Annotated in this window: 15 protein-coding genes; 13 read left to right on the top strand and 2 right to left on the bottom strand. The window is 69.8% G+C overall.

Going from position 1 to position 14,193, the window contains the following annotated elements:
• The first annotated feature begins 113 nt into the window (after positions 1-113).
• The 8 genes from FFS72_RS03130 (at position 114) to FFS72_RS03095 (ending at position 7,958) form a co-directional block, all read left to right on the top strand.
• The gene (locus FFS72_RS03130; RefSeq protein WP_137872571.1) at positions 114-1,682 is read left to right on the top strand and encodes an NlpC/P60 family protein; all 1,569 of its coding nucleotides are present in this window, start codon (positions 114-116) and stop codon (positions 1,680-1,682) included.
• Positions 1,683-1,730: 48 nt separating this feature from the next.
• Positions 1,731-2,912 (top strand): AAA family ATPase, encoded by a 1,182-nt coding sequence (locus tag FFS72_RS03125; protein ID WP_137872570.1) that lies wholly within the window; start codon positions 1,731-1,733, stop codon positions 2,910-2,912.
• Complete coding sequence (locus FFS72_RS03120) at positions 2,909-3,865, top strand: DUF58 domain-containing protein (protein ID WP_137872569.1); 957 nt, start codon at positions 2,909-2,911, stop codon at positions 3,863-3,865. Before FFS72_RS03125 ends, FFS72_RS03120 begins: the two co-directional genes overlap by 4 nt.
• Complete coding sequence (locus FFS72_RS03115) at positions 3,862-4,842, top strand: VWA domain-containing protein (RefSeq protein ID WP_137872568.1); 981 nt, start codon at positions 3,862-3,864, stop codon at positions 4,840-4,842. Before FFS72_RS03120 ends, FFS72_RS03115 begins: the two co-directional genes overlap by 4 nt.
• Before the next feature lie 62 nt (positions 4,843-4,904).
• Positions 4,905-5,627, top strand: a complete 723-nt coding sequence (gene fabG1, locus FFS72_RS03110; RefSeq protein ID WP_050064242.1) for a 3-oxoacyl-ACP reductase FabG1 — start codon at positions 4,905-4,907, stop codon at positions 5,625-5,627.
• A gap of 53 nt (positions 5,628-5,680) precedes the next feature.
• The gene (gene inhA / locus FFS72_RS03105; protein WP_137872567.1) at positions 5,681-6,514 is read left to right on the top strand and encodes an NADH-dependent enoyl-ACP reductase InhA; all 834 of its coding nucleotides are present in this window, start codon (positions 5,681-5,683) and stop codon (positions 6,512-6,514) included.
• A gap of 4 nt (positions 6,515-6,518) precedes the next feature.
• Positions 6,519-7,571 (top strand): ferrochelatase, encoded by a 1,053-nt coding sequence (locus tag FFS72_RS03100; protein ID WP_137872566.1) that lies wholly within the window; start codon positions 6,519-6,521, stop codon positions 7,569-7,571.
• A 78-nt stretch (positions 7,572-7,649) separates the two neighbouring features.
• The gene (locus tag FFS72_RS03095; RefSeq protein ID WP_137872565.1) at positions 7,650-7,958 is read left to right on the top strand and encodes a hypothetical protein; all 309 of its coding nucleotides are present in this window, start codon (positions 7,650-7,652) and stop codon (positions 7,956-7,958) included.
• 13 nt (positions 7,959-7,971) lie between these two features.
• Here the strand turns inward: FFS72_RS03095 and FFS72_RS03090 are convergent, their stop codons facing one another.
• Positions 7,972-9,264 (bottom strand): type I glutamate--ammonia ligase, encoded by a 1,293-nt coding sequence (locus FFS72_RS03090; protein WP_137872564.1) that lies wholly within the window; start codon positions 9,262-9,264, stop codon positions 7,972-7,974.
• A gap of 205 nt (positions 9,265-9,469) precedes the next feature.
• Here FFS72_RS03090 and FFS72_RS03085 point away from each other — a divergent pair, with 205 nt between their 5' ends.
• Positions 9,470-9,928, top strand: coding sequence for an SRPBCC family protein (locus FFS72_RS03085; protein WP_137872563.1), 459 nt, complete (start codon positions 9,470-9,472; stop codon positions 9,926-9,928).
• A 35-nt stretch (positions 9,929-9,963) separates the two neighbouring features.
• Here the strand turns inward: FFS72_RS03085 and FFS72_RS03080 are convergent, their stop codons facing one another.
• On the bottom strand, positions 9,964-10,776 hold the full coding sequence (locus FFS72_RS03080) for an Rv1486c family protein (RefSeq protein WP_137872562.1): 813 nt from the start codon (positions 10,774-10,776) through the stop codon (positions 9,964-9,966).
• Positions 10,777-10,828: 52 nt separating this feature from the next.
• Here FFS72_RS03080 and FFS72_RS03075 point away from each other — a divergent pair, with 52 nt between their 5' ends.
• The 4 genes from FFS72_RS03075 (at position 10,829) to FFS72_RS03060 (ending at position 14,193) form a co-directional block, all read left to right on the top strand.
• Positions 10,829-11,653 (top strand): DUF3097 domain-containing protein, encoded by an 825-nt coding sequence (locus FFS72_RS03075; protein WP_137872561.1) that lies wholly within the window; start codon positions 10,829-10,831, stop codon positions 11,651-11,653.
• 65 nt (positions 11,654-11,718) lie between these two features.
• Complete coding sequence (locus FFS72_RS03070; protein WP_050064250.1) at positions 11,719-12,150, top strand: NfeD family protein; 432 nt, start codon at positions 11,719-11,721, stop codon at positions 12,148-12,150.
• A gap of 21 nt (positions 12,151-12,171) precedes the next feature.
• Positions 12,172-13,353 (top strand): SPFH domain-containing protein, encoded by a 1,182-nt coding sequence (locus tag FFS72_RS03065; protein WP_171018540.1) that lies wholly within the window; start codon positions 12,172-12,174, stop codon positions 13,351-13,353.
• A 27-nt stretch (positions 13,354-13,380) separates the two neighbouring features.
• On the top strand, positions 13,381-14,193 hold the full coding sequence (locus FFS72_RS03060) for an HAD family hydrolase (protein ID WP_249353090.1): 813 nt from the start codon (positions 13,381-13,383) through the stop codon (positions 14,191-14,193).

Raw genomic sequence — 14,193 nt, 5'->3', positions numbered from 1 at the left:
AGGGCCGCCACGTAAGTGGCGCCTGCTCACCGGAGTCCACGGGTGAGCAAGCCCGGGACGTCCTCCGGCGTGCACGCCTTCCCCGGGTGGTTGCGCGACCGAGGGAGACGATCGTGAGACGAAGGGCACCGGGCGGGACCCGCAGATTCACGCGGAAACGGGTGCGCCGCGCGCAGACCCTGGTCGGGCTCGGCCTCGCCGTCGCGGTCCTCGTTGCCACGCCGGGCCTCGTTGGTGCCGTTCCGCCGCCGCCCCCGAACCCGAGCGACGGGCAACTGCAGCAGGCCGGCGACGACGTCGCCGCCCGGATCGGTCAGGTCGGATCCCTGATCAACGAGGTCGCCAGTGCGGACCAACGGCTCCGCGCACTCGACGACGCCGTCGCGATCAAGCGCGAAGCGGTGAACAAGGCCCTCGTCGACCTCCAGTCGGCCCGCGACGCCGCGGTCTCCGCCGCCGACGCCGTAGCGGGAACGCTCCAGGCACTGCGAGATGCGGGCGCTCAGATCGAGGCGGCGCAGGTCCGGTTCGACGAGTTCGCCGCCAGCACGTACCGGCAGGGGACCGGCGTCTCGTCGATGGCGTCGTTCATCGGCTCGCAGGGACCGGACGACATCCTCGACCGTGCGCAGGTGATGCGCGTACTCGCGTCGAACAAGAACGCCGTCCTCGACTCGCTGCAACGCGCCCGGACGGCGGAGGCCAACAAGAACTCCGCGGCCCGCGAGGCCAAGCAGCAGGCCGACGAGGCGGCGTCGGCGGCCGAGGCACGCAAGGCGGAAGCGGAAGGCGCTATCGCCGAGGCACGGGCCGCGCTGGCCGATCAGCAGTCGAAGAAGGCGGCGGTCGAAGCGGAGAAGGCCGCCGCCGAGTCGCAACTCGCGTCGGCCCGGGACAACGTCTCGGGGCTGCAGAGCCAGCGGCAGGCCTTCGTCAACTGGGACACCCAGCGGGCCGCCGAGCAGGCCGCCGCCGAGGCCGCCGCGGCCGCAGCTCGAGAGGCCGCCGCCGAGGCGGCCGCCCGAGTCGCCGCGGATCAGGCCGCGCGAGACCGGGCTCGGGCTCTGGCCGAAGGGCAGCGAAGCCACACGCAGGTCGAGGACCAGGACGACACGGAGTCCGGCGCCGCGGACAGCGACGACACGGACTCCGGCACCGCGGACAGCGACGACACGTCGCTGGAAAGCGAGGAGGCCGAGACCGCGCCCACCACCAAGCCCAAGCCGAAACCGACGAAGCCGCGACCGTCGATCACCGGCAGCGCCGCAGTCGAGTCCGTCATCGACCGCGCGATGTCGCAACTGGGCATTCCGTACGCGTGGGGCGGGGGCAACGAGAACGGTCCGACTCTCGGCATCCGCGACGGCGGCGTCGCCGACAGCTACGGCGACTTCAACAAGGTCGGATTCGACTGCTCGGGACTGATGATCTACGCGTTCGCCGGCATCGGGATCTCGCTGCCGCACTACACCGGATACCAGTACACCGCTGGCGAACAGGTTCCGAGTTCTCAGATGAAACGCGGCGACATGGTCTTCTACGGGCCCAATGCCAGCCAGCACGTCGGGCTGTACCTTGGCAACGGGGAGATGATCGAAGCTCCGCAGTCGGGATCGGTGGTCAAGGTCTCGCCCCTGCGCTGGGACGGTATGACCCCGTACGTGGTCCGGTTGGTGTCCTGATCCGCTCGGTCGAGTGGGGTCGGGGGGAGTGAAAGTGGTGGATTCTTGGTGACCTCACAGGGCGCGGGCCGTGATCTCGCGGTTGCCGCAGCAGCCGACGGCGGGACAGGGTCCGGCGGCGCGGCGAAGCCCGACACGGCGAAGCCTGAAACGGCGAAGCCCGGGACGGTCTCGACGACCGCGTCGGACGTCCAGTCCGAGGCGCAGCTTCTCGAGAAGGTGATCTACGAGGTCAAGCGTGTCATCGTGGGTCAGGACCGGCTGGTGGAGCGGATTCTCGTCGGGCTCCTGGCCAAGGGGCACGTGTTGCTCGAAGGTGTGCCCGGCGTTGCCAAGACGCTCGCCGTCGAGACCTTCGCGACCGTGGTCGGTGGCAGCTTCTCCCGTGTGCAGTTCACCCCCGACCTGGTGCCCACCGACCTCGTCGGCACCCGTATCTACCGGCAGGGACGCGAGGCGTTCGACATCGAGCTCGGTCCCGTCGTCGCGAACTTCCTCCTCGCCGACGAGATCAACCGCGCGCCCGCGAAGGTGCAGTCGGCACTGCTCGAGGTGATGGCCGAGCGGCATGTCACCATCGGCGGCAAGACCTTCCCGATGCCCGAGCCGTTCCTGGTCATGGCGACGCAGAACCCCATCGAGAACGAGGGCGTCTACCCGCTGCCGGAGGCGCAGCGAGACCGATTCCTGTTCAAGATCCTCGTCGACTACCCGTCGGTCGAGGAGGAACGCGAGATCGTCTACCGGATGGGTGTGGCGGCGCCCGAACCGCGCCAGGTCCTCGGTCCCGACGACCTGATCCGGCTGCAGAAGACGGCAGCAGGCGTGTTCGTTCATCACGCGCTGGTCGACTACGTGGTCCGGGTGATCGCCTCGACCCGCACGCCCGAGTCGTTCGGGCTGACGGACGTCGCAGGCTGGATCTCGTACGGTGCATCGCCCCGCGCGACGCTCGGCATCATCTCGTCGTCGCGGGCGCTCGCGATGCTGCGCGGACGCGACTACGTGGTCCCGCAGGACGTGCTCGACGTCATCCCTGACGTCCTGCGTCACCGTCTGGTGCTGTCGTACGACGCGCTCGCCGACGAGGTGAGCCCCGACGACGTCATCGCGCGTGTGCTGCAGACGGTCGGTCTCCCGCAGGTGGCGGCGCAGCCTGTCGCGCCGGCGCCCGCGCCCGCTCCGAACCCCGCTGCTGCCGCGGCACCGGTAGGGGGCGCGCCGCGGTGACGCCGTCCGGTTCACCGCTGCCGTCCCTGCGGTCCGGACAGCTACACGACCCCGAACTGTCGGCGGCGTTGCGGACCCTCGAGTTGACGGTTCGTCGGCGCCTCGACGGCGTCCTGCACGGCGAGCACCTCGGGTTGATCCCGGGCCCCGGTACCGAACCGGGTGACGCACGGATGTATCAGCCGGGCGACGACGTCCGGCAGATGGACTGGTCGGTCACCGCCCGCACGACGCACCCGCACGTGCGGCAGTCCGTCGCGGACCGCGAGCTGGAGACGTGGCTGGTCGTCGACCTGTCCGCCAGCCTCGACTTCGGCACCACGGGTGCGGAGAAGCGGGACCTCGCGGTCGCGGCGGCGGCCGCGGTCACCCACCTCACCAGTGGGGGTGGCAACCGGATCGGCGCGATCGTCACGACCGGCCACCGGACCGTGCGCATCCCGGCGCGTGGCGGCCGGATCCACTCCAGGGCGATGCTCCGTCAGATCGCGACCACGCCGCACGCGCCCGACGGGGTGCGCGGCGACCTCAAGGGTGCGATCGAGTCGCTACGGCGGCCGCAGCGACGTCGCGGACTCGCCGTGGTGATCAGTGACTTCCTCGGCCCGCTCGACTGGGAACGGTCGCTCCGGGCCGTGTCCGGCCGCCACGACCTGCTCGGCGTCGAGGTGCTCGATCCGCGCGACCTCGAACTGCCGGACCTCGGTGACGTGGTCCTGCACGACCCGGAGACGGGCCGAACCCGCGAGTTCACGACGACACCGCGGCTGCGGGCCGATTTCGCCGCGGCCGCGCAGGCGCACCGGGTGGACGTCGAGCAGGCGTTGCGTCGGTGCGGTGCACCGGTACTCGGCCTGCGCACCGACCGTGACTGGATCGCCGACGTCGTGCGCTTCGTCGCGGCCCGCAGACACAGCTATGGTTCCCGGGTGAATCGAGCGGCCCGCCAGTGAGTCTGACCCAGTTCGCGTCACCCGGGTGGTTGGCGTTCCTCGTCGTCGTCGCCGCACTCGCCGCCGCCTATGTGCTCGCGCAGCGCCGGCGGCAGCGCAACATGCTCCGATTCTCGAATCTGGAGTTGCTGGAGAAGGTTGCGCCCACCCGACCGGGTCGGCTTCGGCACCTGCCGACGGCCTTGGTTCTCGTGGGGTTGATGCTGCTGACGGTGGCGCTCGCCGGCCCGACGTCGGACAAGAAGGTTCCGCGCAACCGGGCGACGGTGATGCTGGTGATCGACGTGTCACTGTCGATGAAGTCCACCGACGTCGCGCCGACCCGGCTCGCGGCCGCGCAGGAAGCCGCGAAGCAGTTCGCGGACGGGCTCACCCCCGGCATCAACCTCGGGCTGGTCGCCTTCGCGGGCACCGCGTCCGTCCTCGTCTCGCCGACCGTCAACCGCGAGGAGACGAAGGCCGCGATCGATCACCTCACCCTGGCCGAGCGGACCGCGACCGGTGAGGCGATCTTCACGTCACTGCAGTCGATCGAGACGCTCGGCGCCGTCCTCGGTGGAGGCGATCAGGTTCCGCCCGCCCGGATCGTGCTGCTGTCCGACGGCAAGCAGACGGTTCCGGACAGCCCGGACGACGCCCGCGGCGGCTACACGGCAGCGAGTGAGGCGAAGGAGCGGGGCGTTCCCATCTCGACGATCTCGTTCGGCACCTCGTACGGCACCGTCGACATCGGCGACGATCGGATCGCCGTGCCCGTCGACGACCCGTCGCTGCGTGAGATCGCGAATCTGTCCGGTGGCTCCTTCTTCACCGCGTCGAGCCTCGAGGAACTCAACAAGGTGTACGACACGCTCGAGGAGCAGATCGGGTTCGAGATCACCCGCGGCGACGCGAGCCGTGCGTGGCTGGTTCTCGGTGTCCTCTTCACCACTGCCGGAATGGCCGCTGCACTGGTTCTGCGCCAACGCCTGCCGTGACCCAGTGGCGCCTGACAGAATGTGCCTCCGGCTGACCCTTACCCAACAGATAGGTTGATCGAATGTCGAACGAGTCCACCCCGTCCCGCTCCGTACTCGTGACCGGTGGCAACCGAGGTATCGGCCTCGCGGTTGCCCAGCGTCTCGCGGCGGACGGTCACAAGGTGGCGGTCACCCACCGCGGATCCGGCGCTCCTGACGGGCTCTTCGGGGTCAAGTGCGACGTCACCGATGCGGACTCCGTCGACCGTGCGTTCAGCGAGGTGGAGGCGCATCAGGGTCCCGTCGAGGTGCTGGTGGCGAACGCGGGCATCACCGACGACACGCTCCTGATGCGGATGACCGAGGACCAGTTCACGAAGGTCATCGACGCGAACCTCACCGGCGCGTTCCGGTGCGCCAAGCGCGCCAACCGGGCGATGCTGCGGGGTCGCTGGGGTCGGATGATCTTCCTCGGCTCGGTCGTCGGCATGGCGGGTCAGGCCGGCCAGATCAACTACGCGTCGTCGAAGGCAGGCGTGATCGGCCTTGCGCGGTCGGTCACCCGCGAGCTCGGTTCGCGCTCGATCACCGCGAACGTCGTCGCACCCGGCTTCATCGAGACGGACATGACCGCCGACCTGTCCGACGACATGAAGGAGATGGCGCAGAAGTTCATCCCGCTGCAGCGCCTCGGCAAGCCCGAGGATGTGGCCGCCGTCGTCAGCTTCCTCGCGTCGGAGGATTCCGCATACGTGTCCGGTGCCGTCATCCCGGTCGACGGCGGCATGGGTATGGGTCACTGACCGCCTAGAACCTTCTCCCACACCACGACTTTCACCTCCAGAGGAGCACAACCATGGGCGGACTGCTCGAAGGCAAGACAATTCTCGTGACCGGCATCATCACCGATGCCTCCATCGCGTTCCACACCGCGAAGGTCGCCCAGCAGCAGGGCGCCAAGGTGATCATCACCGGCATCCCGGAGCGGCTGCGACTGATCGACCGGATCGCTCAGCGTCTCCCCGAGACGGTGCCGGCGGCGATCCCCCTGGACGTGACCAACGAGGAGAGCCTCGGTGCGCTCGCCGACAAGGTCCGTGAGTTGGCCCCCGAGGGTCTCGACGGCGTCGTCCACTCGATCGCCTTCGCGCCCAAGACTCTGATGGGTCCCGATGCCGTGCCGTTCCTCGACGGTCCCGGACCGGACGTTGCCAAGGCGTTCGAGATCTCCGCGTGGAGCTACGCCTCGCTCGCGCGCGCCGTGCTTCCCGTCATGAACGAGCGCGGCTCGATCGTCGGCATGGACTTCGATCCGCGCACCGCGATGCCGGACTACAACTGGATGGGCGTCGCCAAGGCTGCGCTGGAGTCCGTGAACCGGTACGTGGCACGGGAAGTGGGCTACGCCAAGAAGATCCGATCGAACCTGGTTGCGGCGGGCCCGATCAAGACGCTCGCGGCGAAGGCGATCTCGGGCACCGCGACGGACGACGCCAAGAAGCTGAACATGCTGAACGACTACTGGGACGGCGCATCGCCCATCGGCTGGAACGTCGACGATCCGGGCGTCGTGGGTACCAGCGTGTGCGCGGTGCTGTCGGACTTCCTGCCCGCCACCACCGGCTCGATCATCTACGTCGACGGCGGAGCCAGCCACAACACGTGGTTCCCCGAGAACTTCATGGGCTGACACGGTGTACGACGCCCTCCTGCTGCTGTCCTTCGGCGGACCCGAGAAGCCCGCCGACGTGCGACCGTTCCTCGAGAACGTCACCCGCGGCAGGGGGGTGCCACCGGAACGCCTGGACGAGGTGGTCGAGCACTACCTGCACTTCGGTGGGGTTTCGCCGATCAATCGCCTCAATCGCGACATCATCGCTGCGATCGAGGGTGAATTCTCTTCTGCGGGAATCGAACTGCCGGTGTACTTCGGCAACCGCAACTGGCATCCGATGGTCGAGGACACCGTCGCTCGCATGCGCGACGACGGTGTCCGCTCGGCCCTGGTGTTTCCGACTTCTGCGTGGGGTGGTTACTCGGGGTGCAGGCAGTACCACGAGGACGTCACCCGGGCGCGGGCTGCGGTCTACGGGGCGCCGGACCTGACGAAACTGCGTCAGTACTACGACCATCCGCTGATGGTCGCTGCGTTCGCGGACGCGATCACCGCGGCCCGCGGCGAATTGCCGGAGTCGCAGCGTGACGGTGCGCGCCTGGTGTTCACCGCTCACTCGGTGCCGGTCGCGGCGGACGCGTCGGGAGGTCCGCGCGCCGAGGGAGGCGGGCTCTACAGCCGTCAGGTCGCCGAGGCCGCGCGGTTGTGCGCGGCGGCGGTCGGCGCCGCGGACCACGACCTGGTGTGGCAGTCGCGGTCCGGGCCGCCGCAGGTTCCGTGGCTCGAACCCGACATCTGCGACCACCTCGACGCGGTCGCCGCGGCCGGGGCGAGCGCGGTGATCGTGTGCCCGGTCGGATTCGTCTCCGACCACCTCGAGGTGATCTGGGATCTCGACACCGAGGCCCGGGACCGGGCCGCCGAGTTGGGGCTCGGGTACGCGCGCGCGGGCACACCCGGCACCGATCCGCGTTTTGCGGCGATGGTGGCCGAACTGGTCGCCGAACGCGTCGACGGGGTCCCCGCGCGCAGGCTCGGCACCGAACCCCTGTACGGCGTCGGAACGAACGGCACGCTGTGTGCGCCCGACTGCTGTGTCCCACCTGCACGGCCGACGCGCAGGCCGAGCTGACGGCACGCCCTGGTTTCGGGCGCCGCGGCGGGGCAGGATGGAACCTGTCGTAGTCGCTCCCACCGAGAGGAGTCGCCGATGACTCTCCTCAGCACCGAACCGGTCCGCTCGCCCGGACCGCGTTTCGCCTCACGCCTCCGCCGCGCGGCTGTCGTCGCCGTGTGCGCCTGCGCAGCCTGCGTGCTCGCTCCACTCGGGGCCACCGCAGCGCCTGGCGACACCTACACGAGCAACCCGCCCCAGGACAAGCAGCTCATCGGCTACTGCCAGGACCAGGCGAGGCTCGCGAACAATCTCGTCGACAGAGGAGATCCCGACCGTGCAGCCGACGTCGTCGGCGCCGCGAACCTTCGCGGCTGCCGGATCTTCACCTTCGGCGAGATGTAGCGCCGTAGGCGCGTCAGTTGGTCCAGGCGTATCTCAGGCGTGCCGTCGTCTCCGCGGCGGCGACGCCTCGGTAACGGTCGAGTTCGTAGGAGCGCACCGCCTGCAGTGCCTCGCGGACGGTCGGGGTGAACAGGTCGGCAGCCAGTCGTGAGTTCGCGAACCGGTCGAGCATGTCGTCGGCGGCGGTCGGCATCACGGTGACGCGCTCGTCGGCGGGCAGTTCGCCCGGGTTGACGATCACCTCGGGTGGCAGCGCCGCGCCGGTGGTCAGACCCGCGTGGGCCGCGCCGAGCACGACGGTGGTCGCGAGGTAGGGATTGGCTGACGGATCGATGGGTTTGACCTCGATGTTCGCTCCGATCGGATTGCCCATGGTGTCTTCGCACAGTCGCACCGCAGCCTCCCGGTTCTCGAGGCCCCAGCAGCAGTGGACACCGGCCCAGTTGTCGGGGCGCATTCGTAGGTGCGACACCGCCGAGCCGGTCAGGACGAGCGGGAAGTCGGGGAGGGCGGCGACCAGTCCGGCGATCGCGTGTGAGCCGGCATCGGTCAGTCCGTGCGGTCCGCGACCGCCCGAGAGCAGTGGTGCCCCGTCGCCCCACAACGACAGATGCTGGTGGGCGCCGTTGCCCGCACTCTCGGGGGTCGGTTGAGGCGAGAACGAGGCGAGCATCCCGTGTGCGCGAGCGGTCGCGCAGATCACCGTGCGGGCCAGCACCACTCCGTCCGCGGCGGCGACGGGATCGGTGGGCGCCAGGGATATCTCGAACTGGTCGGGGCCGTACTCGGCGTGCACCTGGTCGACGGCAATGCCCGCCCGCGCTGCGGCAGTCAGGACGTCGTTCACGAAATCGTCCTGGCGCAGAACCGATTCGAGACCGTACGCTGCCCAGCGCCCGGTGTCGGGTACTCCGAACAACGTGAACTCGAGCTCGTGGCCCACCAGCGCCTCGACACCTGCCTCTGCCAACCGGGTGACGGTGGTGCGCAGCGCCTCGCGGGGGCATCCGGGGAACGGCGTGCCGTCCTGGTAGGTGAGATCCGCAGGAGCCCAGAGGTTTCCGCTTCCGAGCTCGCGCATCTCGTCGCGGGTGATGCGCAGTCGCAGGTCCCCGACGACGGACAGATCGGGTGTGAACGCGAGGTGGTCGTCCACGCAGAACACCAACCACGACTTGGAGACCCCGGCGCCCGCTGCGACGAACACGTCCGCGCGGTCGGCGGGCATCGCCTTGGCGCGGGACACTCCGGCCATGTCGACGAACGATCCGACGACCAGCCGCGGCGCGGGTACCGATTCGGCCATGATGACTCGATCCGTGTGACGGATGTGGTGGTGCGCGATTCCAGTGTCGCACCGACGCGGGCAGACCGGTCCACTACCGTCGAGCCGGTGGCCACCGGCTCGCTGGTACTCGGCTCGCCGCGTGGCCGCCGTTTCCGTGCCGGCGTCGGAGGACAGGGGCGCCCGGTCCGACCAGGTCCAGAACGATGCAGGAAGAGGAGTTCACATGGTTGTGAGAATCGAAGTGTCGCGGGACATCGTCGCCACCCCGGCGGCGGTGTACGCGGTGATCTCGGACGTCACCCGAATGGGGGAGTGGTCCCAGGAGTGCCACGCCTGCCACTGGCACGACGGCGTCGACGGTCCGTCGGTCGGAGCGACGTTCGACGGGCACAACCGCAACGGCGACCACGAGTGGACCACCCAGGGGACCGTCGTCGAGGCCGAACCGGGCAGCAGCTTCGCGTTCGACTGCTCGATGCACGGCGTCCACTACGCGACTTGGGGATACCGCATCGAGCCCGCCGAGGGCGGCTGCCGGGTCACGGAGTGGACCGACGACCTGCGGACGGAGCAGGCCCGGGCGTACGGCGCGCGGGTGTCCGGCGTCGACGATCGCGCCGCCCGGAACCGGCAGACCATGAGCGGCACCCTCGAGCGGATCGCGGCTGCCGTCGAAGGCTGATCGCCCGCTTCGGCGACCGCGGGCGGGTCGACGGATCAGGTGCGCGGCTGGCCGCTGCGTACACACGCCGCGACCGCGGCGGTACGGGCGCCGCGCACCGCCGTCCAGAGGGGACGCAGAGTGTCGTCCCGGAGGGCCGCCCCGGTCGCGGTCTGCGCGCGTCCCGACGACTCGCCTGCCACGGTGAGGATCGCCGCGACCTGGTCGGCGGTGTCGAGGATCCGCAGCACTCGGGCCGGTGTGCCGTCCGGGGTCGTGTGGTGGGCGATGTCGGCGAGGGCTTCGGCGATCCGGCTGCGTGGATCGCCCGCCGCGGCGGAGAATCCGCCACGCAGGGACGACAGCGCGGCGGCCGCGTCCCGGACGGCCTCCCGCAACGCGTACTCCGCCTCCCCGAGCCCGCTGTGCTCGGGGTGATGCGGGAGCGCGGGGACGCCGAACACCGTCCAGCGCAACACGTCCGGACCCTCGACGGTCGGCACGATCCCGATGCCGGGATTCCCGGGTGCGCCGACGAGCACGCCCTGCCCGGCGTCCAGTGCGGCGGTCGCGAACGCGGACCCGACGGGAAGCCCGCGCGCGTCACCGGCGGCGGGCAGCACGAGGCTCGGAGCCGCCTCGCTGTCGGATGTCGTCACCGCCCGCACCGCCTGCAGCAGTGTCACCGGCCCCGCGTCGGTCGGATCGGGCCACGGCAGGTCCCAGCGCAGCGCGACCTCGGCGTCGGCAGCGGCGACCAGGTGCATCGGGGCCCACGCCCGGACGGCGTCGATCACGTCGTCCGGCGACGTGGCGCCGGCTAGCCACGACGCCGACCACAGGGTGAAGGTGATGCTGGGGCAGGACACGGTATCCAAGCTTAGGACCCGCGGGCGGCGGTGAACACTAGCCTGGTTCCTCGTGAGTGGACGCGACATGTACAGCGGGAACATCTTCGACGGGCACACGAGGCGCCGGGCCCGCGAGTATCCGAAGGTGCCCGCCGATCGAGGTCTCGTCGTCGAGGACGCCGCGACCGGGTGGTGTGGCGCCGTGGTCGGAATGGAGAAGACCTACGACGGTGACTACGTCCGACTGGAGGACGCGCGGAAGCAGACCCGCCTGTTCGCGATGCGTGAGGCCGCCTTCCTGGTCGACGGCAAGCCCGTCACATTGGTCCGGCCGACCGTGACGAAGCCCGCCGCCCAGACCCGCTCGGCGTCCGGTTCGACCAGGGTCGAGGGTGTCAAGGCCCGCGTCGCGCTCCCCAGCCGGATCTGGGTCGAAGGGGTGCACGACGCGGCCATCGTCGAGCGGGTCTGGGGACACGACCTGCGGATCGAAGGCGTCGTGGTCGAGCAGTTGGAGGGACTCGACAACCTCGCGGAGCGGCTCGCCGAGTTCGGTCCGGGACCGGGCCGGAAGGTGGGCGTCCTCGCCGACCATCTCGTCGAGGGGTCGAAGGAGACCGCACTGACGCAGGGGCTGGGGCCGTACGTGATGGTGACCGGGCACCCCTACATCGACGTGTGGGAGGCGGTGCGACCGAAGTCCGTCGGGATCGCGGCGTGGCCGACGATTCCGCGCGGACAGGACTGGAAGACGGGAATCTGCCGCGAACTCGGTTGGGGCACACCGCAGGACGGATGGCGTCGGGTGTACGGCGCGGTGTCGAGCTTCCGTGACCTCGAGGCTCCGCTGATCGGGGCGGTCGAACGGCTCGTGGATTTCGTGACCGTCGACTGACGCCTGCGGACGCCGGGGGAGTCGGGCCCGCCCGTTCGCCGCTCGCCGTGGCTAGAGTGGGTGATGTGGCAGCGGTGATCTGGTTGGTGGGCGGCGTACTGCTCGCGGCGGCGGAGGCGGCCACGGGTGACTTCTTCCTGCTCATGCTCGCGGGAGGCGCCCTGTCGGCCGCCGGTTTCAGCGCGCTGACGGATCTGCCGGTCTGGGTCGATGCGCTGGTCTTCGCGCTGGTGTCCGCGGCGCTGATCGTCGGCGTCCGGCCCGCGCTGCTGCGTCGCTACGCCCAGCCGCCCGTGCTCCCGACGAACACTGCCGCGCTGCCCGGCAAACACGCGCTCGTGCTCGAAGAGGTTTCCGAGCATCAGGGTCAGGTCAAGCTCGCCGGTGAGGTCTGGACCGCCCGTCCGCTCGACCACACCGAGGTCTATCCGCAGGGAACCACCGTCACCGTGATGGAGATCGACGGCGCGACCGCCGTCGTGTGGCGGGGTCCGTAGAACCCAAGGGGGAATGAACACATGGCCGCACTGATCGTGCTGGCGGTGATCGTCGTACTCGTGGTGATCGTCGTGGCGAAGTCCGTCGCGTTGGTCCCGCAGGCCGAGGCCGCTGTGATCGAACGACTCGGTCGCTACCAGCGCACCGTGTCGGGACAGCTGACGCTGCTGGTGCCGTTCGTCGACAAGATTCGCGCCAAGGTGGACCTGCGTGAGCGGGTCGTCTCGTTCCCGCCGCAGCCGGTGATCACCCAGGACAACCTGACGCTGAACATCGACACCGTCGTCTACTTCCAGGTGACGAACCCGCAGGCCGCGGTGTACGAGATCAACAACTACATCGTCGGCGTCGAGCAGTTGACCACCACCACGCTGCGCAACGTGGTCGGCGGCATGACGCTGGAGGAGACGCTGACCTCTCGCGACTCGATCAACGGGCAACTGCGCGGCGTCCTCGACGAGGCGACCGGGCGATGGGGTCTGCGTGTCGCCCGCGTCGAGCTCAAGAGCATCGATCCGCCGCCGTCGATCCAGGAGTCGATGGAGAAGCAGATGAAGGCGGACCGCGAGAAGCGCGCGATGATCCTCACCGCCGAGGGCACCCGCGAGTCCGCGATCAAGACCGCCGAGGGCGCCAAGCAGAGTCAGATCCTCGCGGCCGAGGGCGCCAAGCAGGCCGCCATCCTCGACGCCGAAGGTGAGCGGCAGTCGCGAATCCTGCGCGCGCAGGGTGAGCGGGCCGCGAAGTACCTGCAGGCGCAGGGGCAGGCCAAGGCCATCGAGAAGGTGTTCGCCGCCATCAAGGCCGGGAAGCCGACGCCGGAACTGCTTGCATACCAATACCTTCAGACGCTGCCGCAGATGGCGCAGGGCGACGCGAACAAGGTGTGGCTGGTGCCCAGCGACTTCGGTGACGCGCTCAAGGGCTTCGCGAAGACGCTCGGTGCGCCGGGTGACGACGGGGTGTTCCGCTACGAGCCGAGCAGCGAGGAGGCCGCTTCGGGGCCGGTCGACGACTCCGAGGAGGTGGCCGACTGGTTCGAGGTCAAGTCCGACCCGGCGGTCGCGAAGGCTGTTGCCGCTGCGGAAGCGGTCGCGAACAAGCCTGTGGCGTCGTCGGTGCTGTCCGAGCACGAGCTGCCGACGGCCCCGGGGCAGCACGCGTTGCCGTCGCAGGAGCAGCCTGAGGGCGAGCAACTCTAGGGTTGTTCGGAAGTCGGAGGTCCTGTCGTGACACCACCGGTCGAAGGCGAGCCGGGGCGAGGCCCCGGAGTGATCCTGCGCGGTCGGGAGTTCTCGGCGGTGATCTTCGACCTGGACGGAGTGATCACCGATACAGCGGCGGTGCACCGGCGGGCCTGGGCCGCGGTCTTCGACGAGTTCCTGGCCCGACACCACCCGGAGCAGCCGGAGTTCGGTGAACAGGACTACCTGACCTACGTGGACGGGAAGAATCGCGCGGACGGGGTCCGGTCCTTCCTCGACTCCCGGTCGATCACCCTGCCGGAAACGACTGCGGAAGACGAACCGGCCGCCGAGAGTGTGGCCGCGCTCGCGGAGCGGAAGGACCGGTTGTTCCACGAATTCCTCGACGCGGAGGGGCCGCACCCGATCGCGCCCACCGTTGACCTCATCCGGCGACTCCGGTCCGCCGGGGTGCCGGTCGCAGTGGTCAGCGCGAGCCGCAACGCCGCGACTGTGCTCAGCCGGGCCGGAGTCGCCGTCGACGTGCGCGTCGACGGCATCGACGCCGACCGCCTCGGTCTGCCGGGGAAACCGGATCCGGCGCTGTTCCTCGAGGCCGCCCGACGGCTGCGGCTCGATCCGGCCGACGCGGTCGTGGTCGAGGACGCCGAATCCGGTGTCGCGGCCGCGACGAATGGTGGGTTCGGCCAGGTCGTGGGGATCGCGACCGCCGGGCACGCCTCGGCTCTCGAGCGAAGCGGCGCAGACGTGGTGGTACCGGACGTCGTGGCGCTGACCTGGTCCACCCAGTCCGGGGTTGAGCGCAGGCGTGGTCCGGATCGCACCCAGGGCGGGTGA

The organism is Rhodococcus sp. Q, assembly GCF_005503035.1.
Classification (GTDB): domain Bacteria; phylum Actinomycetota; class Actinomycetes; order Mycobacteriales; family Mycobacteriaceae; genus Rhodococcus_G.
The sequence above is the reverse complement of the archived record's forward strand: the minus strand, read 5'-3'. Positions and strand labels throughout refer to the sequence as shown.

Coding starts and splice junctions, on each gene's coding strand:
- fabG1 (WP_050064242.1), top strand. CDS start 4,905: ATGTCGAACGAGTCCACCCCGTCCCGCTCCGTACTCGTGACCGGTGGC.
- inhA (WP_137872567.1), top strand. CDS start 5,681: ATGGGCGGACTGCTCGAAGGCAAGACAATTCTCGTGACCGGCATCATC.
- FFS72_RS03090 (WP_137872564.1), bottom strand. CDS start 9,264: ATGGCCGAATCGGTACCCGCGCCGCGGCTGGTCGTCGGATCGTTCGTC.
- FFS72_RS03085 (WP_137872563.1), top strand. CDS start 9,470: ATGGTTGTGAGAATCGAAGTGTCGCGGGACATCGTCGCCACCCCGGCG.
- FFS72_RS03065 (WP_171018540.1), top strand. CDS start 12,172: ATGGCCGCACTGATCGTGCTGGCGGTGATCGTCGTACTCGTGGTGATC.
- FFS72_RS03095 (WP_137872565.1), top strand. CDS start 7,650: ATGACTCTCCTCAGCACCGAACCGGTCCGCTCGCCCGGACCGCGTTTC.